We start from the raw sequence: 19,724 nt of genomic DNA on the forward strand, positions 1-19,724 counted from the left end.
TCGCTATGAGCGAAGATCGATCGAGCAACGGGCAAAAGTCTTGGCTGGGTAAGCTCACCCAGGCTTTTGCCCACGAGCCGAAGAACCGCCAGGAGCTGCTTGAGCTGCTGCGCGACGCACACCAAAACAAACTGCTGGACAGCGAAGCGCTGGCCATCGTCGAAGGCGCCATCCAGGTTGCGGACCTGCAAGTACGGGACATCATGGTCCCGCGCTCGCAGATGGTCAGCATCAAGGCGACCCAGACACCCCGCGAATTCCTGCCGGCCGTGGTCGACTCGGCCCACTCCCGCTACCCGGTGATCGGCGAAAGCCACGATGACGTGATGGGCGTGTTGCTGGCCAAGGACTTGCTGCCGTTGATCCTCAAGGAGAACGGCGACAGCTTCAACATCAAGGACCTGCTGCGCCCGGCCACTTTCGTGCCGGAGTCCAAGCGTCTGAATGTGCTGCTGCGCGAGTTCCGCGCCAACCACAACCACATGGCTATCGTCATTGACGAATACGGCGGCGTGGCGGGTCTGGTGACCATCGAAGACGTGCTGGAACAGATCGTCGGCGACATCGAAGACGAACACGACGTCGAAGAAGACAGCTACATCAAGCCACTGCCCAGCGGTGACTTCCTGATCAAGGCCCTGACGCCGATCGAGAACTTCAACGAATTCTTCGACAGCCAATTCTCCGATGACGAATTCGACACCGTCGGCGGTCTGGTGATGAGCGCGTTCGGGCACTTGCCCAAACGCAACGAAATCACCGAAATCGGCCCGTATCGCTTCCGCATCCTGAACGCCGACAGTCGTCGGATTCACTTGCTGCGCCTGACGCCTATTGCACGCTAAGGATTGACATGCTCCGCGTAACCCGCCCCGGCTGGCCCGGTAACCTGCTGGCCGTGGCGGCCGGTGCACTCACCACCCTGGCCCTGGCGCCGTTCGATATCTGGCCGCTGGCGTTGCTGGCGGTCGGTTTCTTCTATGCCGGTTTGCGCGAACTGAATCCCCGCCAGGCCTTGGGCCGTGGCTGGTGTTTCGGTTTCGGCCTGTTTGGCGCCGGCACCAGCTGGATCTACTACAGCATTCACCACTTCGGCGGCGCCTCGGTGCTGCTGGCCGGTTTCCTGATGCTGATCTTCACGGCGGCGATTGCCTGGTTCTTCGCCCTGCCCGCCTGGATCTGGGCGCGCTGGTTGCGCCGTAACGAGGCACCGCTGGCCGATGCCTTGGCGTTTGCCGCCTTGTGGGTCGGCCAGGAAGCCTTTCGCGGCTGGTTCCTGACCGGTTTCCCGTGGCTCTATTCCGGTTACAGCCAACTCAACGGGCCATTGGCCGGGCTCGCGCCGGTCGGCGGGATGTGGCTGATTTCCTTCACCCTGGCCCTGACGGCGGCGCTGATCTACAACGCTGCGCGCCTGGTGCGTACGGGGCGCAAAGGCTTCATTGCGGCGGGCGTGTTGTTGCTGATCGGGCCTTGGGTGGCCGGCATGGCGCTGAAGGAACACGCCTGGACAACCCCGGCGGGCGCACCGCTGAGTGTCGCGGCGATTCAGGGCAATATCGAACAGAGCATGAAGTGGGACCCGACGCAGCTCAACGCGCAGCTGGCGCTGTACCGCGACATGAGTTTCAGCTCCAAGCGGGTCGACCTGCTGATCTGGCCGGAAACGGCGGTCCCGGTGCTCAAGGAGTCCGCCGAGGGCTACCTGAACATGATGGGCAACTTCGCGGCCGAGCGTAAATCCGCGCTGATTACCGGCGTACCGATTCGCGAAGAAGTCCGCCACGAAAAGCGTTTCTTCAATGGCATTACCGTGGTCGGTGAAGGTGATGGCACCTACCTCAAGCAGAAGCTGGTGCCGTTTGGCGAGTACGTGCCGTTGCAGGACGTGCTGCGCGGCCTGATTGCCTTCTTCGACCTGCCGATGTCGGACTTTGCCCGTGGCCCGGTCGATCAGCCGATGCTGCAGGCCAAGGGTTATCAGATTGCGCCGTTCATCTGCTACGAAGTGGTGTATCCAGAATTCGCCGCCAGCCTCGCCGCCCGAAGCGATCTGCTGCTGACCATCAGCAACGACACCTGGTTCGGCACATCCATCGGCCCGCTGCAACATTTGCAGATGGCACAGATGCGCGCGCTTGAAGCCGGTCGCTGGATGATCCGCGCCACCAACAACGGCGTAACCGGCCTGATCAACCCGTTCGGGCAGATCACGGTGCAGATCCCGCAGTTCGAACGCGGCATTCTGTACGGCGAAGTGGTGCCGATGCACAACCTGACGCCGTATCTGGAATGGCGTTCGTGGCCGCTGATCATCGTGTGTGTGTTGTTGTTTGGCTGGGCGTTGATAGCCAGCCGGATGGCCAAGACCGTTTAAAAGCTTCGCGAGCAAGCCCGCTCCCACATTTGATTTGTGTACGACGCAGATCAAATGTGGGAGCGGGCTTGCTCGCGAAGGCGGTACAGCAGACGCCGCATCAATCGGCGGTGACCTCACTCCGGTAAAACAACGAATACCCGACCTGCCCCACCGCTTCATTCATCAATTGCCCGCTCTGCCAGATCGACTTGAATTCAGGCAACCAGCCACCCAATGGCCGGGCATTGTCCACGCCCAGAAAGCCCATCGGCGCCGGCACCACCTCAAACCCGGCCTTCTGGAAACTCCAGACCGCGCGCGGCATGTGCCACGCCTGGGTCACGAGCACCACGCGCTTGATCCCTTGCGGCAACAACACCTCCGCGCTGAACCGGGCATTTTCCCAGGTCGTGCGGCTACGCCCTTCCTGCCAACGAACCGTCACGCCGAAATCATCGAGCAAAGAGTCCGCCATGATTTTGGCTTCAGTCGGCGGCGTGCCGTAATGCAGGCCGCCACTGGTCAGGATCGGCAGGCCGGACGCCTTGGCCAATCGCGCCGCATACCGCTGGCGCTCCAGGCCCACGCCGGTCGGCTGGTCTTCGCCCCACGCCAGGTCGCCCCGCTCGCGCCCCGAACCCAGCACCACAATCGCGTCGGCATGCTGAGTCAATGTTGCCCACTCGTCGCGAGCCAGCGGCGGCTCACGCTCAAGCAGTTCGGCGCTCCATTGCACCACCACTGGCAAGCTCATCAGCCAGAAGCCGCCCGCGCCGAGGACGAAGCACAGGCTGGCAAGTCGCGGTCTTGAGCGGCGGAGCCACCAGGCGAGCACCAACAGCAGCAAAAGAAGGCCGGGCGGCAATAGAAGTTGTTTTACGAAATAACGAAAAGGCATCGAGCATCTCCAGAGATGCCCGAAGCCTAAGTGGGTTGACGCAATGCGACAACAGATACGGAAGGACTATGCTTCAAAAAACCATACGACATGGCTTCAAGTGCCCTTACTTGAATTGCAGAGACCGGACCTTTACCGCGTCTCTGCCGGGAGTCTTGTCCTTGAGCCAGATGATCTTGGCCGAACGTGGTGCGTCGAGTTGCTTCACTGCTTCTGACAAGCATCCCTGTGTCTCACGTTCACTGCGATCGAGATACGCCTTGACCAGTGCAAACTCTGCGGGGCTCAAGCCACGCAGTTCCAGTTCCAGCGGTCGTTCGTCGCGTAACCGGTCAGCGGTTTTAGCCGCGTCCAGGGCCATTCCCAGACGATCGATCAGTCTTTCGTAAAGCTCCGGTTTTGTAACTTTCTGCCGTGACTCAACCATCCCTCACCTCATTGAAGATAAGACTTACTCCCCATTTAGAGCTTAGCTTCCATCAACAAACCGGCTGAGTGCTGCGACCAACGGCCCTCGCAGCGGGTTTCGGGTGACCTGCGGCAGTAATCAGGGTTTCCCTCGGTAGAGCGCGGTCATGTATGCTACGGCGCTTCCTGTAACTCCACTTCCAGCTCGTCTGGACACCGAAACGCCGATTTGGCGTGATCAATGTCCAACGTTGCATTGAAGAGGATTAGGCCACCCCTATTCAGTTCAAAAGTAGCCATGCACGAACAATATCAGCCCCGTGAAATCGAAGCCGCCGCCCAGTCATTCTGGGACGAGCAAAAGTCCTTTGAAGTCAGTGAACAGCCAGGCAAGGAGACGTTCTACTGCCTGTCGATGTTCCCTTACCCCAGCGGCAAGCTACACATGGGGCACGTGCGCAACTACACCATCGGCGACGTGATCTCCCGCTACCAGCGCATGCTAGGCAAGAACGTCCTGCAACCCATGGGTTGGGACGCCTTTGGCATGCCCGCGGAAAACGCCGCGATGAAGAACAACGTAGCGCCGGCCAAGTGGACCTACGAAAACATCGCCTACATGAAAACCCAGCTGCGCAGCCTGGGCCTGGCGGTGGACTGGTCGCGCGAAGTGACCACCTGCAAGCCGGATTACTACCGCTGGGAACAATGGCTGTTCACTCGCCTGTTCGAAAAAGGCGTGATCTACAAAAAAAGCGGCACCGTGAACTGGGACCCGGTCGACCAGACCGTCCTGGCCAACGAACAAGTGATCGACGGCCGCGGCTGGCGTTCCGGCGCGCTGATCGAAAAGCGCGAAATCCCGATGTACTACTTCAAGATCACCGCGTACGCGGATGAGCTGCTGGAAAGCCTCGACGATCTGCCGGGCTGGCCTGAACAGGTCAAGACCATGCAGCGCAACTGGATCGGCAAGTCCCGCGGCATGGAAGTGCAGTTCCCGTACAACGTCGACTCCATCGGCGAAACCGGCGCACTGAAGGTGTTCACCACCCGTCCGGACACCCTGATGGGCGCGACCTACGTTGCCGTCGCCGCCGAACACCACCTGGCTGCCCTGGCCGCACAGAACAATCCTGAGCTGCAAGCGTTCATCGCTGAATGCAAGGGCGGCAGCGTTGCCGAAGCCGACGTCGCCACCCAAGAGAAAAAAGGCCTGCCGACTTCGTTGTTCGTCGAGCACCCGCTGACCGGTGAGAAACTCCCGGTATGGGTCGCCAACTATGTGCTGATGCACTACGGCGACGGCGCGGTCATGGCTGTACCGGCTCACGACGAACGGGATTTCGAATTCGCCACCAAATACAACCTGCCGATCAAATCGGTGGTGCGCACCAGCGCAGGTGACACCAACCCGGCTCCGTGGCAGGACGCCTACGGCGAGCACGGCACGCTGATCAATTCCGGCGAGTTCGACGGCCTCGACTTCCCAGGTGCGTTCGACGCCATTGAAGTCGCGCTGATCAAGAAAAACCTCGGCGCCTCGCGCACCCAGTTCCGCCTGCGCGACTGGGGCATCAGCCGCCAGCGCTACTGGGGCTGCCCGATCCCGATCATCCACTGCAACACCTGCGGTGATGTGCCGGTCCCGGAAGATCAACTGCCGGTCGTATTGCCGGAAGACGTCGTACCGGATGGCGCCGGCTCGCCACTGGCACGCATGCCCGAGTTCTACGAGTGCGCTTGCCCGAAATGCGGCCAGCCTGCCAAGCGTGAAACCGACACCATGGACACCTTCGTCGAGTCCTCGTGGTACTACGCCCGCTACGCCTCGCCGCACTATGAAGGCGGGCTGGTGGAAAAAGCCGCGGCCGACCACTGGCTGCCGGTGGATCAGTACATCGGCGGCATCGAACACGCGATTCTTCACCTGTTGTACGCGCGCTTCTTCCACAAGCTGATGCGCGACGAAGGCCTGGTGAGCTCCAACGAGCCGTTCAAGAACCTGCTGACCCAAGGCATGGTGATCGCCGAGACTTATTATCGTCGCGAAGCCAACGGTGCCTACACCTGGTTCAACCCGGCGGACGTCGAACTCGAACGCGACAGCAAGGCCAAGGTTGTCAGCGCCAAGCTGATCGCAGACGGCCTGCCGGTCGAGATCGGCGGCACCGAGAAGATGGCCAAGTCGAAGAACAACGGCGTCGATCCACAGTCGATGATTGACCAGTTCGGCGCAGACACCTGCCGCCTGTTCATGATGTTCGCCTCGCCACCCGACATGAGCGCGGAATGGTCCGACTCGGGCGTAGAAGGCTCGCACCGCTTCCTCAAGCGCGTCTGGCGCCTGGCGCAAGCGCACGTCACTCAGGGCCTGCCGGGCACACTGGACGTCGCCAGCCTGAACGACGAGCAGAAAGCCATTCGCCGTTCGATCCACCAGGCCATCAAGCAGGCCAGCCACGACGTCGGCCAGAACCACAAATTCAACACCGCCATCGCCCAGGTGATGACGCTGATGAACGTGCTGGAAAAAGCCCCGCAAGGCACCGCACAGGATCGCGCACTGATTCATGAAGGCCTGGAAACCGTGGTCCTGCTGCTGGCGCCAATCACTCCGCACATCAGCCACGAGCTGTGGAATCGACTGGGTCATGCTGACCCTGTGATCGACGCAGGCTGGCCGAAGCTGGACGAAAGCGCGCTGGTGCAGGACAGCCTGCAACTGGTGATTCAGGTCAACGGCAAGCTGCGCGGACACATCGAAATGCCGGCCAGCGCCAGCCGCGAAGACGTCGAAGCCGCTGCACGGGCCAACGAGAACGTGCTGCGCTTCGTCGACGGTCTGACGATTCGTAAAGTGATCGTAGTGCCCGGGAAACTGGTCAATATCGTCGCCAGCTAATTGGATCGGGCGCCAGGTCATGCCTGGCGCCGAGTAAAACCTTTCGGGCCGCAAGATCGGCCCACATGGTTTCAAGGGGAGCAACAAGATGATCAAACGCAATTTGCTGGTGATAGGCCTCGCCGTTCTGCTGAGCGCCTGCGGTTTCCAGCTGCGCGGCACCGGCACCACTGAACTGGCGATCAAGGAACTCGACCTGACCGCCCGCAACGCCTATGGCGAAACCGTCACCCAGCTGCGTCAGGTTCTGAGCGGCAGCGGCGTCAAGGTCTACAGCGGCGCACCGTACAAACTGATTCTGACCGACGAGCAGGAAAGCCAGCGCATCCTCAGCTACGCAGGCGCCGGTCGTACGGGCGAGTACCAGATGACGACCGTGCTCAGCTACGACATTCGTGGCCAGGGCAACCTGCCGCTGATGACCGACAAGCTTGAAGTACAGAAAGTCTTCATTCACGACGGCAACAACCTGGTGGGGTCCGATCAGGAAGCCAACGATGCCCGCATCGAAATGCGTCGCGAACTGGTTCAACGCATGATGCTGCGCCTGCAGCAGCTCACTCCGACTCAACTGGATCAGCTGCAACAGACGGCCGAGGCCAAAGCCAAGGCTGAAGCCGCAGCGCTGGAAGCGGCGCAGAAGTCTGAAGCGGAAACGCCGCGTCAGTCGCCCATCCAACTGCCGCAGCAATAAGACTTACGGGGCGCTCAGGCGCCCCGTTCGCCCTCGCCTATGAAACTCGCTCCCGCCCAACTCGCCAAACACCTGCAAGGCCCCCTTGCGCCGGTCTACATCATCAGTGGCGATGACCCACTGTTGTGTCAGGAGGCTGCCGACGCGATTCGTGCCGCCGCCCGCCAACAAGGTTTCGACGAGCGCCAGGTCTTCGCCGCCGACGCCAGTTTCGACTGGGGTACGCTGCTGCAAGCCGGCGCGAGCATGTCGTTGTTCGCCGAAAAACGCCTGCTGGAACTGCGTCTGCCGTCAGGCAAACCCGGCGACAAAGGCGCTGCGGCGTTCATCGAATACTGCTCGCGGCCGGCCGAAGACACTATTTTGCTGATCAGCCTGCCCAAGCTCGATGGCAGTGCGCAGAAAACCAAGTGGGGCAAGGCGCTGGTCGAAGGCCAGCAGACCCAGTTCGTGCAGATCTGGCCGGTGGATGCCAATCAGTTACCGAGCTGGATCCGCCAACGGTTGTCCCAGGCCGGGCTTTCCGCCAGCCAGGACGCGGTCGAACTGATCGCGGCACGGGTTGAAGGCAACCTGCTGGCCGCCGCCCAGGAAATCGAAAAGCTCAAGTTGATGGCCGAAGGTGGTCAGATCACTGTTGAAACCGTGCAAGCGGCGGTGGCCGACAGTGCGCGCTTCGACGTCTTCGGGCTGACCGATGCGATTCTCAACGGTGAAGCCGCCCACGCCTTGCGCATGCTCGAAGGGCTGCGCGGTGAAGGCGTCGAACCACCGGTGATTCTCTGGGCCCTGGCCCGCGAACTGCGCCTGCTGGCCAACCTGTCACTGCAATACAGCCAGGGTGTGCCGCTGGACAAAGCCTTCAGCCAGGCCCGACCGCCGGTCTGGGACAAGCGCAAACCGCTGATGAGCAAAGCCCTGCAACGCTATTCGGCGCAACGCTGGGCGCAGTTGTTGCTGGAAGCACAGCGCATCGACGCCCAGATCAAAGGCCAGGCCGCGGGTTCGCCGTGGATGAGCCTGAGCCGGCTGACGTTGCTGATGGCTGGCCAGAGATTGATGCTGCCCGCGGAGTAAACGCGCCCCCTGTAGCGCTGCCGAAGGCTGCTACAGGTCCGGTGATCGGCGAAAGGTCCTACGCAACGTGGGGACTAGACAGAACCCCAACTTGAGCCGATGATTTGCCCCGCAAAACCCACTCACTTGCGAGCAATCATCATGAGCAAAAAGCCATCCAGGAATGGCCCCAACAAGGCCAAATCGATCATCGCCCAGCCACTGTTCCGCAGCCGTCAGGAACCCGCCGGCAAGGGCAAAGGCAGCTACCGCCGCGAAGCCTTCCAGTCTAAAAGCTGGGAGGCTTCTTACTTTCTGGCCGCCTGAAAGGCAGGCGCTCGCTCAACATGTTAAGGTCTGCACCTGATCCGTATTCCCTGGACCCGTGCATGCCCTTTTGTCTTTCCCGTCGTTGGCACCTGCGCCAACTGATCGCTGCCTCCAGCCTCATCTTGCTAGTCGCTTGCGCGGAAAAACCGACCGCCGCCGACGCCCAACCGCTTCAGACCCTCCCCGTCGCGACCGCCCCTGCGGTGATTCCGCCCGTGGTGCCGAGCGGTGAAAACCTCGACATCCAGCCGACCCAGACCTTTGCCGAATGGCAGGCCGGTTTCCGCAAGGACGCCCTGGCCGCCGGTATTCGCGCCGATCTGTTCGACCGCGCCTTCGCCAATATCAGCTTCGACGACAGCGTGATCCGCGCCGACCGTAGCCAGCCGGAATTCTCTCGCCCCGTGTGGGAATACCTCGACGGCGCCCTTTCGCCACTGCGCGTGCGTAAAGGCGAGGCGCTGGTCAGCCAATACGCCGACATCCTGCAAAGCATCGAACAGCGCTATGGCGTCGATCGCCAGGCCCTGGTCGCGGTGTGGGGCATGGAGAGTAACTTCGGGCAGTTCCAGGGCAGCAAGTCAGTGATCAACTCCCTGGCGACGCTGGCCTACGAAGGCCGGCGCCCTGGTTTCGCCCACGCGCAACTGATCGCCGCCCTGCAAATCCTGCAACAGGGTGATATCGAACCGGAGAAAATGCTCGGTTCCTGGGCCGGCGCCATGGGCCAGACCCAGTTCATTCCAACCACTTACAACACCCACGCGGTGGACTTCGATGGCGACGGCCGTCGCGATATCTGGGGCAGTTCCGCCGATGCCCTGGCCTCGACCGCGCACTACCTGCAAAGCTCCGGCTGGCAGAAAGGCCAGCCGTGGGGCTTCGAAGTGCAACTGCCAGGCAGCTTCAACTACGTGCTGGCCGATGGCACGATTCGCAAGAGCGTCGCCGAATGGCAGCAACTGGGCGTGACACTGCCCAATGGCGGCCAGGTTCCAGCAGGCTCCGAACACCTGTCTGCCGCCCTGCTGCTGCCAGCCGGTTACCGCGGCCCGGCGTTCCTGGTGCTCGACAACTTCCGCGCGATCCTCAAGTACAACAATTCGTCGTCCTATGCGTTGGCGGTAAGCCTGTTGTCCGAGCGTTTCAACGGTTCAGGCCTGATCAACGGCTCGTGGCCCAAAGACGATTTGCCCCTGAGCCGCAGCGAACGGATGGAACTGCAAAGCTTGCTGAGTGCGCAGAACTACGACGCGGGCACGGCCGACGGCATCATCGGCGCCAACACCCGCAAGGCAATCCGCAGCGCCCAGCAGTCGTTCGGCTGGCCGGCGGATGGTTATCCGACGCACAAGTTGCTGGAAGGCCTGCGTAGCCGCTAAAAAGCATCGCGAGCAGGCTCGCTCCCACACTGATCTGCGTCGAATACAAATGCTGTATTCACTGAAGATCCAATGTGGGAGCGAGCCTGCTCGCGATGACTGACGATCAGGCGATGAATGTCTACCGCCTGATCACCACATCCTGCTCCAACACCAATTCCCTGTTCCCCGCATCCAGCCTCACCAGCGCGCCCATCGGCAACGTCAGGTTCGGATCGCAATGCCCGCTGCGCCATCCCGCCAGCACCGGAATGCGCAATGGCTCGAAGGTCTGCTTGAGCAAGCGCGCCAGCGCATCGCTGTCCACTCCTGCCACATCCCCCACCAGAACCCCTCGCAGCTTGCTTAACACGCCCGCCAAACGCAGATGGGTCAGCAGCCGGTCGATGCGATACAGCGGCTCGTTAATGTCCTCGATGAACAGAATGACGCCCTCGGCATCAATCTCGTACGGCGTACCCATGGTCGCGGCGATCATCGACAGATTGCCGCCCAACAAACGCCCGTGAGCGATGCCAGGTTCGATCGTGGTCAATGGGTAGGCCACCGGGTGCGTCAGCACGCTGCCGGCCTTCACCTGCCCTCTGAGCAGGTTGAAAAACGAGGACTCGGTGGGTTGTTGCTTGTCGCCGAGCACATCAGCGTTGAGCATCGGACCATGAAAGGTCACAAAACCCGCGTACCGGCTGATCGCCAGGTGCAGCGCGGTGATATCGCTATAGCCAATGAACGGCTTGGCATTGTTGCGCAGCAGTTCAAAATCGATTCGATCAAGCAGTCGCGGTGTACCGTAGCCACCGCGCAGGCAGATGATCGCGTCCACCTCGCTGTCGGCGAACGCTGCATGCAGATCATTGAGCCGCACCTCATCGCTGCCGGCCAGATAATCATCCTTCTCATACACCCCGGGAAATACCCGCAGCGAATACCCGCGAGCGCGCATCCAGGCAACGGCCTTATCGGTGTCCAGCGCCGCAGGACCGGCAGGCGCGATGACGCCGATCAACCCTTCCGACGGCAAGGCCGGAACGGGTGCATGAGGGCAAAGGGTGTGGGTCGGTCGAACGGTCATCCATGAATCTCCCTGCGTGAAAGCGTCAAGCACACAGTAGTCAGGAACGGAGACAAACAGAAGAGGCTTCGTTGCCCCGCAGGTTGCAGGAAAAGGCGGTTGTGGCCGTGGGCAAGGCAAAAAAACACCCGCGAGGCTGAATGCCTGGCGGGCGTTTTTTATGTCTGGCGGCAGATCAGGACGACATCAGCTCGGCCTTGACCAGCTTCGCCTGCTCGTCGGCGTGGTACGAGGAGCGCACCAACGGGCCAGAAGCGACGTTCTTGAAGCCCATCTTGTAGCCTTCCTCGGCGAACCAGGCGAACACGTCCGGGTGCACGAAACGCTGGACCGGCAAGTGGCTGCGCGACGGTTGCAGGTACTGGCCGAGGGTCAGCATGTCGATGTCGTGTTCGCGCATGCGCTTCATGACTTCGATGACTTCTTCGTCGGTCTCGCCCAGGCCCAGCATCAGGCCGGATTTGGTCGGAATGTGCGGCATCATCTGCTTGAAACGTTGCAGCAGGGTCAGCGACCACTGGTAGTCCGAACCCGGACGCGCGGCCTTGTACAGGCGCGGCACGGTTTCCAGATTGTGGTTGAACACATCAGGCGGCTCGGCGGCGGTGATTTCCAGCGCGACGTCCATGCGGCCACGGTAGTCCGGGACCAGGGTTTCGAGCTGCACGTTCGGCGACAGCTTGCGGATCTCGCGGATGCAGTCGGCAAAGTGCTGGGCACCGCCGTCACGCAGGTCATCGCGGTCTACCGAAGTGATCACCACGTACTTGAGTTTCAGGTCGGCGATGGCGATGGCCAGGCTTTCCGGTTCGTTGACGTCCAGTGGCTTCGGACGACCGTGGCCAACGTCGCAGAACGGGCAACGACGGGTGCAGATGTCGCCCATGATCATGAACGTCGCGGTGCCGCCGGAGAAGCACTCGCCCAGGTTCGGGCAGGACGCTTCTTCGCAGACGCTGTGCAGCTTGTGTTTGCGCAACAGGGCCTTGATGCGGTCGACTTCCGGGGAAACCGGGATGCGCACGCGGATCCAGTCAGGCTTCTTTGGCAGTTCGGTGGTCGGAATGATCTTCACCGGGATACGTGCAACCTTCTCGGCGCCGCGCAGCTTGACGCCGGCTTCAACCTTGGCACGCGGGGCCGGACGCTCGGTGACATCGAGCGTCGGGATCATGGTTTGCACTGCATCAGTAGTCATATCAGTCGATTCCGCCCGTTAGGGTCGTCTGCTCAGCATAGTCGAGGTGTTTGACGAGCTGCGCGCGCAGCCGGGCACTTACCTCGGCAAATTCAATCGATCCTGCGTGATCGCTCAGCTGGGTCATTGCCAGCCCGGCGTAGCCGCAGGGATTAATCCGTCGAAACGGTTCCAGGTTCATGTCCACGTTCAGGGCCAGGCCATGAAAGGAACAACCGTGGCGGATCCGTAGACCCAGCGAAGCAATTTTCGCCCCGTCGACGTAAACGCCCGGCGCGTCCGGCTTGGCCGCGGCGGTGACGCCGTAGCTGGCCAGCAACTCGATCAGGCAGAGCTCCATGCGGCTGACCAGGTCACGCACGCCGAAACCCAACTTGCGCACGTCGAGCAACAGGTACGCGACCAATTGGCCCGGCCCGTGGTAAGTCACCTGACCACCCCGATCGACCTGCACCACCGGAATATCTCCCGGCAACAACAAATGCTCGGCCTTGCCGGCCTGGCCCTGGGTGAACACCGGTGGGTGCTCGACCAGCCAGATCTCGTCGGCGGCATCGCTGCCGCGTTCGTTGGTGAAGCGCTGCATGGCATGCCAGACCGGCTCGTAGGCCATCTGGCCGAGCTCGCGAAAGCCCAGCGTGCCAGACATCACAGCACCATGTGCACGAAACCGGTCGCCCGCAACTCGCTGTTAATGTCGTACAGCTGCTCTTGACCGGTGGCGATGATGTGCAACTGGATGGTGGTGTACTTGCCGTTGGTACTCTGGCGTTCGGCCAGGGTCTTGTGGTCAACGGTGGCGTGTTTTTCAAGGATCGCAATGATCTTGTCCTTGAAACCCACGCCGGTGTCGCCGATTACCTTAATCGGGTAATCCGCGCAGGGGAATTCGATCTTTGGCGCCTTTACTTCGGTGTCTGTCATGGCGTAACGGCCTCGTAAGCCGTGGCAACGGACATGGCCCCGCTCCGGATTGGAGCGCAGCCATGCAAGTCCACACTAATTCAGTTGAACAAGCCGTAGAAGAATAGACGGATGCTATCCCACATGCGACGGAAGATACCACCCTCCTCGACTGCGTCCAGAGCGATCAGGTCAGCGCTGTGCACCACCTTGTCGTCCAGTTTCACTTCGACTTTACCGATCACGTCGCCCTTGGCGATGGGCGCAACCAGTTGCGGGTTCATGGTCATGCTGGCGGCGAGCTTTTTCAGCTGGCCCTTCGGCAGGGTCATGGTCAGGTCTTCAGCCAGGCCGGCCTTGACTTGGTTGGTGGTGCCTTTCCAGACAGGAGCCTGAGCCAGCTCGGCGCCTTTCTGATAGAAGGTCTGGGTTTCGAAGAAGCGGAAACCGTAGGTCAGCAGCTTCTGGGTTTCAGACGCACGTGCCACTTCGCTGTTGGTGCCGAACACCACGGCGATCAGGCGCATGCCGTCACGTACGGCCGAAGACACCATGCAGTAGCCGGCTTCGTCGGTGTGACCGGTTTTCAGGCCATCGACCGTCTTGTCGCGCCACAGCAGCAGGTTACGGTTAGGTTGCTTGATGCCGTTCCAGAAGAACTCTTTCTGCGAGTAGATCGCATAGTGAGCCGGGTCTTCGTGGATGATTGCGCGAGCCAGCACGGCCATGTCGTGAGCCGACGAGTAGTGCTCCGGGTTCGGCAGGCCGGTCGGGTTCATGAAGTGGCTGTTGGTCATGCCCAGGTCGGCCACGGTTTTGTTCATCATGTCGGCGAACGCGTCTTCGCTGCCGGCGATGTGCTCGGAAAGCGCAACGCTGGCGTCGTTACCCGACTGGATGATGATGCCGTGCAGCAAGTCGCTGACCGTCACTTGCGAGCCGACTTTGATGAACATCCGCGAACCGCCGGTACGCCAGGCGTTTTCGCTGACGGTCACCGGATCGTTTTCACCGATCTGGCCACGACGGATTTCCAGGGTCGCGATGTACGCGGTCATCAGCTTGGTCAGGCTGGCCGGCGGCAGACGCTGGTCACCATTGTTCTCGACCAGCACGTTGCCGCTGCTGGCGTCCATGAGCACGTAGGATTTAGCGGCCAGTTGTGGTGGCGACGGCATCATCTCGACCGCGAACGCGGCAGGCGAGAGGAGCAGCGGTACTAGCAGGCACAGTCGTTTGGCAAAGGTGGTGATGTTCATCCGTCTCTCGAAATCGCTAATGGAAACTGCCCTGGGGGCAAAACTAATCAGACAGCTTTCTAACGAGCTGTCGCGTGTTCAGTTGTTCACTCAGAACCCTTGCCGGGCTTTTGTTCTTTAACGAGCCAACAACCAGGTTCACCCCCCAAACCGCAAGTGAACCCTCAATCAAGTACTACGTATTACTCGGCGGTGACCAGGCTCGGTGAACCGAGATTGGCCATTCGCACACTGTTCTGCACCTGCTGGATTTCACCCTGCGAGCCGATCGGCCCCAGGCGCACCCGATGCAGTGTCTGTTGGTTGCGCACGATCGAACTGATGAACACCGGAGCGCTCACCATCCCGCTCAGCTTCGATCTCAGGAGTTCTGCAGCGTCCGGGTTGGCGAACGCGCCCACCTGCAGATACTGGCCAGAGGCTGGTACAGAAGCGTTTTTTTTTGCATCGATCTGCACGGGCACCACGGCGGCCGCGTGTTGCTGCGGCGGTGGTGTCCATTGTTCGACGGTGCCGGCCGAGGCCGTAATCACCGGGGCGTTATTCTGCGCGATTTGCGGCTCGTTGAGCATCAATGGCGCCGGTCGGCCTTTGGCTGCCCACCATTGCTGCGGATCGATGCCTTCGACCTTGACCCGCGCCGTACCGGTTTCGGCATAGCCGAGCTTCTTGGCGGCAGCGTAGGACAAGTCGATGATCCGGTCCGAGTAGAACGGACCGCGGTCGTTGACTCGCAGGATCACGCTCTTGTTGTTGTCCAGGTTGGTCACCCGGACGTAACTCGGCAGTGGCAAGGTCTTGTGCGCGGCGCTCATGCCATACAGGTCATAGACTTCGCCGTTGGCGGTGTTCTGACCATGGAATTTGGTGCCGTACCACGACGCCGTGCCCGAGGCCACGTAGGTCTTGGACTCCTGCAGCGGGAAATACGTCTTGCCCAGCACAGTGTACGGGTTGGCCTTATAAGGACCGGAATGCAGGGTCGGCGTGGCGTCCGGGATGCGCGACACATCGACGTCCCACCAAGGCGCGCCGTCTTTGTGCGCCCGGTTGATGTCCAGCCCCGGCGCAGAGCGCACGGCGGTGGGGGATTTCTGCGTCGGCGAGCGGCTGGTCGAGCAACTGGCGACCAGCACTGCCAACGCGGCAAATGCCATCAGCTTCAGGGGTTTATTCATAGGCAATGCCCGCATTACTTGACGCCCCGTGCTTGAACCAGCTGTTCAGACAGTTGATGTACGGCCATGGCGTACATCACGCTGCGGTTATAACGCGTGATCGCGTAAAAATTCGTCAGGCCCATCCAGTATTCGGGGCCATTGTCACCTTCCAGGCGGAAAGCCGTGACCGGCATATCATCGCGCAGCGCATCATGACTTGACCACCCTAGAGCCCGCAACTCCCCGACGGTTTTAGTCGGTTCGATGCCGGTGGTCAAACCCGCGTCCACCTGCTCGCCACGCACATCGGCGCGACTGACCACCGGTTCGCCCGCCACCCAGCCATGACGCTTGAAGTAACTGGCGACGCTGCCAATGGCATCGTCCGGATTGGTCCAGATATTGATGTGGCCGTCACCGTCGAAATCCACCGCATACGCACGAAAACTGCTCGGCATGAACTGCGGCAAGCCCATGGCGCCGGCGTATGAGCCCTTGAGGGTCAGCGGATCGACCTGCTCTTCCCGGGCCAGCAGCAAGAATTCGCGCAATTCCTTGCGGAAGAATTCGGCACGGGGAGGATAGTCGAAACCCAGGGTCGACAAGGCGTCGACGACCCGGTAGTTGCCGGTATTGCGACCAAAAAAGGTCTCGACGCCGATGATTGAAACGATCACCTGCGCCGGTACACCGTATTCCTGCTCGGCACGAGCCAGGACCGCCTCATGCTGCCGCCAGAAATCCACACCACGGGCGATGCGCGCGTCGGTGATGAACATCGGCCGATATTCGTTCCACTGCTTGACCCGTTCCGCAGGTTTCGAGATCGCGTCCAGAATCGCCTGCTTGCGCTCGGCTTCGCGGAACACGCCCATCAGCTGTTCACCGGCAAAACCGTAGTCGCGGGTCATTTCACCGACGAATTCAGCCACCTGGGGTGAGCCTTCGTAATCGCCGGCCAACGCTTCCTGCGCTGTGCCAAGGATGCTTACCAGGCCGACCCATGGCGCATTTCGAGTCGCCCAGCCACGCATTACTTGCATTGAAATCTTCACCTTATTCAAACCTGTGCGATCCACTTACGATGGGTATGGATCGACATCAAAACCCCAAACGCTGACAGTAGCGTCACCAGCGAAGTTCCTCCGTAGCTAATGAACGGCAAAGGCACCCCCACGACCGGCAACAGGCCACTGACCATACCGATGTTGACGAAAACGTAAACAAAAAACGTCATGGTCAGGCTGCCCGCGAGCAATTTGCCGAACAATGTCTGGGCCTGGGCGGTAATCACCAGCCCGCGACCGATCAACAGCAAGTAAATCAGCAACAGTGCGCAGATGCCCACCAGGCCGAATTCTTCGCCCATGACCGCGATAATGAAATCGGTGTGGCTTTCCGGCAGGAAGTCCAGGTGCGACTGGGTGCCCAGCAACCAGCCCTTGCCGAACACGCCGCCGGAACCGATGGCGGCTTTCGATTGAATGATGTTCCAGCCGGTGCCCAGCGGATCGCTCTCAGGGTCGAGGAACGTCAGGATTCGCTGCTTCTGGTAGTCGTGCATGATGAAATACCACATGCCGACCGCCACCGGCACAGCCGCGGCAATCACGCTGAGAATCCAGCGCCAGCGCAGGCCGCCCATGAACAGAACGAACGCGCCACCGGCGAGGATCAGCAGCGAAGTGCCGAGGTCGGGCTGACGCACGATCAGGATGAACGGCAAGCCAATCAGAAACAGACTGACGCCCACATGCTTGAGCTGCGGCGGCAAAGTGCGCTTTGACAGGTACCAGGCGATGGTCGCCGGCATCAGGATCTTCATGAATTCCGAGGGCTGGAAGCGGATCACCCCGGGAATGTTGATCCAGCGCGTGGCGCCCATGGCGTTGTGGCCCATGACATCCACCACCACCAGCAACAGCACGCCAAGTACATAGCCGACCGGCACCCAGCGCGCCATGAAGCGCGGTTCGAATTGGGCGATGACGATCATCGAGACCAGGCCGATACCGAACGAAGTGGCTTGCTTGGCCAGCAGGTCCCAGCTCTTGCCGCTGGCCGAATACAGCACGAACAGGCTGCCGGCGGCGAGGGTCAGCAGCAGGATCAGCAACGGGCCGTCGATGTGCATGCGTTGCAACAGCGTCGCACGGCGACGCATTACATCCTCACTGGAGAGGATGCGATCGAAATTACTCTTCACGGGCCGTAGCCTCCGCACTGATAGGGCTGGCGTATTCGGCTTTCAGTCGGCCGTCCTGGTCCAGAAGCCAGGCGTCCATGACTTGACGCACCACGGGCGCGGCGACGCCGGAACCGGACTCACCGTTCTCGACCATCACCGACACTACGATTTGCGGGTTGTCGGCCGGCGCGAAGCCGACGAACAAGGCGTGGTCGCGATGGCGCTCCTGAACCTTGGAGCGGTCGTACTTCTCACCCTGCTTGATCGCGACCACCTGGGCCGTACCGCTCTTGCCGGCAATCCGGTATTGCGAACCGATCGCTGCTTTGCGCGCGGTACCCCGGGCACCGTGCATCACCTGCTGCATGCCGTGGTTGACCTTGGTCCAGTCGGACGGGTCGCGCAGGATGATGTCCGGCATCGGATTGTCATCCTTGGGTTTCTCACCTTCGACAGTGCGGGCCAGGTGCGGACGGTTCCACACACCTTTGTTGGCCACCAGTGCCGTGGCCTGGGCCAACTGCAACGGCGTCGACTGCATGTAGCCCTGGCCGATCCCCAGAATCAGCGTCTCACCCGGGAACCAGGCCTGACGGCGGGTTGCGCGCTTCCATTCGCGTGTCGGCATCAGCCCCGGCGACTCTTCGAACATGTCCAGCGAGACCTTCTGGCCAATGCCGAACTTGCCCATGTAGGCCGACAGCCGATCGATCCCCAGCTTGTGGGCCAGGTCGTAGAAGTAGGTGTCGTTGGAACGCATGATCGCCGTGTCCAGATCGACGTAGCCGTCGCCGGTACGGTTCCAGTTGCGGTATTTGTGGTCGTAATTGGGCAACTGGTAATAGCCAGGGTCGTAGACCCGACTCGACGCCGAAACGACGCCCGCATCCAGGCCGGCAATCGCCACCGCGGGCTTGATGGTCGAGCCCGGCGGGTACAGCCCCCGCAGGACGCGGTTGAACAGTGGCCGGTCGATGGAGTCGCGCAGTTCGGAATAGGCCTTGAAGCTGATGCCGGTGACAAACAGGTTCGGGTCGAAACTCGGCTGACTGACCATCGCCAGCACTTCGCCGGTTTTCGGGTCCAGCGCCACTACCGCGCCACGGCGACCACCCAGCGCGGCCTCGGCGGCTTCTTGCAGTTTGATGTCCAGGCTCAGGACGATGTCCTTGCCGGGAATCGGATCGGTACGCTTGAGTACGCGCAAGACGCGGCCCCGAGCGTTGGTCTCGACTTCTTCGTAACCCACCTGACCGTGCAATTCCGGCTCGTAGAAACGCTCGATGCCGGTCTTGCCGATGTGGTGGGTGCCGCTGTAATTGACCGGGTCGAGCGACTTCAGCTCTTTCTCGTTGATCCGCCCCATGTAACCCACCGAGTGCGCGAAGTGCGCGCCCTGCGGATAGTGACGAACCAGCTGGGCGACCACTTCCACGCCGGGCAGGCGGAACTGGTTCACCGCGATGCGGGCAATCTGCTCTTCAGTCAGCTCGAACAGGATCGGCACCGGCTCGAACGGCCGACGCCCCTGGCGCATGCGTTTCTCGAAGATCACCCGATCTTCCGGCGTCAGCTCCAGCACTTCGACGATCACGTCGAGCACTTGCTGCCAGTTACCGGAGCGCTCGCGGGTCATGCTCAGGCTGAAGCTCGGCCGGTTATCGGCCACCACCACGCCATTGCGGTCGAAGATCAGCCCGCGCGTCGGTGGAATCGGCTGCACATGGACGCGATTGTTTTCCGACAGGGTCGAGTGGTACTCGTACTGGATTACCTGGAGGAAATACAACCGCGCAATCAGCACGCAGATCAGCGTCACCACCGCAATGGCCCCGAACACGACGCGGCCACGCACCAGACGGGCGTCTTTTTCGTGGTCCTTGATGCGGATCGGCTGGGACATGAGGGCAGA

The 19,724-nt window shown here is 61.2% G+C and carries 18 protein-coding genes; 7 read left to right on the forward strand and 11 right to left on the reverse strand.

Features of this window, described 5'->3' with window-relative positions; all coding sequences use genetic code 11:
* Positions 1 to 5 precede the first annotated feature (5 nt).
* Together ACA057_RS27580 and lnt are read left to right on the forward strand one after the other, a co-directional pair.
* Positions 6 to 845: a CorC family transporter gene (locus tag ACA057_RS27580; RefSeq protein ID WP_401357630.1), complete on the forward strand. Its 840-nt coding sequence runs from the start codon at positions 6 to 8 to the stop codon at positions 843 to 845.
* An 8-nt stretch (positions 846 to 853) separates the two neighbouring features.
* Entirely contained in the window at positions 854 to 2,377 is a 1,524-nt protein-coding gene (gene lnt / locus ACA057_RS27585; RefSeq protein ID WP_497343924.1) for an apolipoprotein N-acyltransferase, read from the forward strand.
* A 100-nt stretch (positions 2,378 to 2,477) separates the two neighbouring features.
* On the opposite strand, the gene ACA057_RS27590 is transcribed toward lnt, so the two are convergent.
* Together ACA057_RS27590 and ACA057_RS27595 are read right to left on the reverse strand one after the other, a co-directional pair.
* Positions 2,478 to 3,257: a YdcF family protein gene (locus tag ACA057_RS27590; protein WP_497343926.1), complete on the reverse strand. Its 780-nt coding sequence runs from the start codon at positions 3,255 to 3,257 to the stop codon at positions 2,478 to 2,480.
* Positions 3,258 to 3,363: 106 nt separating this feature from the next.
* Entirely contained in the window at positions 3,364 to 3,684 is a 321-nt protein-coding gene (locus ACA057_RS27595; protein WP_497343928.1) for a hypothetical protein, read from the reverse strand.
* 279 nt (positions 3,685 to 3,963) lie between these two features.
* On the opposite strand from ACA057_RS27595, the gene leuS reads away from it, so the two are divergent.
* From leuS to ACA057_RS27620, 5 genes are all read left to right on the forward strand, one after another.
* The gene (leuS, locus tag ACA057_RS27600; protein ID WP_497343930.1) at positions 3,964 to 6,570 is read left to right on the forward strand and encodes a leucine--tRNA ligase; all 2,607 of its coding nucleotides are present in this window, start codon (positions 3,964 to 3,966) and stop codon (positions 6,568 to 6,570) included.
* Between the two features lie 88 nt (positions 6,571 to 6,658).
* On the forward strand, positions 6,659 to 7,264 hold the full coding sequence (locus tag ACA057_RS27605; RefSeq protein WP_497343932.1) for an LPS-assembly lipoprotein LptE: 606 nt from the start codon (positions 6,659 to 6,661) through the stop codon (positions 7,262 to 7,264).
* 39 nt (positions 7,265 to 7,303) lie between these two features.
* A complete protein-coding gene (holA, locus tag ACA057_RS27610; protein ID WP_497343934.1) occupies positions 7,304 to 8,341 on the forward strand; it encodes a DNA polymerase III subunit delta in 1,038 nt (345 codons plus the stop codon).
* 141 nt (positions 8,342 to 8,482) lie between these two features.
* Positions 8,483 to 8,647 carry an alternative ribosome rescue factor ArfA gene (gene arfA, locus ACA057_RS27615; RefSeq protein WP_059402094.1) on the forward strand — a complete coding sequence of 55 codons (165 nt, stop codon included), beginning with the start codon at positions 8,483 to 8,485 and terminating at the stop codon, positions 8,645 to 8,647.
* A gap of 62 nt (positions 8,648 to 8,709) precedes the next feature.
* The gene (locus tag ACA057_RS27620; RefSeq protein ID WP_497343937.1) at positions 8,710 to 10,032 is read left to right on the forward strand and encodes a lytic murein transglycosylase; all 1,323 of its coding nucleotides are present in this window, start codon (positions 8,710 to 8,712) and stop codon (positions 10,030 to 10,032) included.
* A 121-nt stretch (positions 10,033 to 10,153) separates the two neighbouring features.
* Here the strand turns inward: ACA057_RS27620 and ACA057_RS27625 are convergent, their stop codons facing one another.
* The 9 genes from ACA057_RS27625 to mrdA all read right to left on the reverse strand — a co-directional run bounded on the left by ACA057_RS27625 (position 10,154) and on the right by mrdA (position 19,715).
* The gene (locus ACA057_RS27625) at positions 10,154 to 11,104 is read right to left on the reverse strand and encodes a S66 peptidase family protein (protein ID WP_497343939.1); all 951 of its coding nucleotides are present in this window, start codon (positions 11,102 to 11,104) and stop codon (positions 10,154 to 10,156) included.
* 175 nt (positions 11,105 to 11,279) lie between these two features.
* The gene (gene lipA / locus ACA057_RS27630) at positions 11,280 to 12,302 is read right to left on the reverse strand and encodes a lipoyl synthase (protein ID WP_059402097.1); all 1,023 of its coding nucleotides are present in this window, start codon (positions 12,300 to 12,302) and stop codon (positions 11,280 to 11,282) included.
* A 1-nt stretch (position 12,303) separates the two neighbouring features.
* Positions 12,304 to 12,951, reverse strand: a complete 648-nt coding sequence (gene lipB / locus ACA057_RS27635; protein ID WP_038361904.1) for a lipoyl(octanoyl) transferase LipB — start codon at positions 12,949 to 12,951, stop codon at positions 12,304 to 12,306.
* Positions 12,951 to 13,226, reverse strand: coding sequence for a DUF493 domain-containing protein (locus ACA057_RS27640; protein ID WP_008152827.1), 276 nt, complete (start codon positions 13,224 to 13,226; stop codon positions 12,951 to 12,953). The genes lipB and ACA057_RS27640 overlap by 1 nt, the downstream gene beginning before the upstream one ends.
* Before the next feature lie 80 nt (positions 13,227 to 13,306).
* The gene (locus ACA057_RS27645) at positions 13,307 to 14,464 is read right to left on the reverse strand and encodes a D-alanyl-D-alanine carboxypeptidase family protein (RefSeq protein WP_059402098.1); all 1,158 of its coding nucleotides are present in this window, start codon (positions 14,462 to 14,464) and stop codon (positions 13,307 to 13,309) included.
* A gap of 182 nt (positions 14,465 to 14,646) precedes the next feature.
* The gene (locus ACA057_RS27650; RefSeq protein WP_497343942.1) at positions 14,647 to 15,657 is read right to left on the reverse strand and encodes a septal ring lytic transglycosylase RlpA family protein; all 1,011 of its coding nucleotides are present in this window, start codon (positions 15,655 to 15,657) and stop codon (positions 14,647 to 14,649) included.
* Entirely contained in the window at positions 15,657 to 16,667 is a 1,011-nt protein-coding gene (mltB, locus tag ACA057_RS27655; RefSeq protein WP_497343944.1) for a lytic murein transglycosylase B, read from the reverse strand. The genes ACA057_RS27650 and mltB overlap by 1 nt, the downstream gene beginning before the upstream one ends.
* A gap of 17 nt (positions 16,668 to 16,684) precedes the next feature.
* Positions 16,685 to 17,788: a rod shape-determining protein RodA gene (rodA, locus tag ACA057_RS27660; protein ID WP_283184636.1), complete on the reverse strand. Its 1,104-nt coding sequence runs from the start codon at positions 17,786 to 17,788 to the stop codon at positions 16,685 to 16,687.
* Positions 17,789 to 17,819: 31 nt separating this feature from the next.
* On the reverse strand, positions 17,820 to 19,715 hold the full coding sequence (gene mrdA / locus ACA057_RS27665) for a penicillin-binding protein 2 (protein WP_497343946.1): 1,896 nt from the start codon (positions 19,713 to 19,715) through the stop codon (positions 17,820 to 17,822).
* Between the last annotated feature and the right edge of the window lie 9 nt (positions 19,716 to 19,724).

The organism is Pseudomonas sp. LBUM1661 (assembly GCF_059695925.1).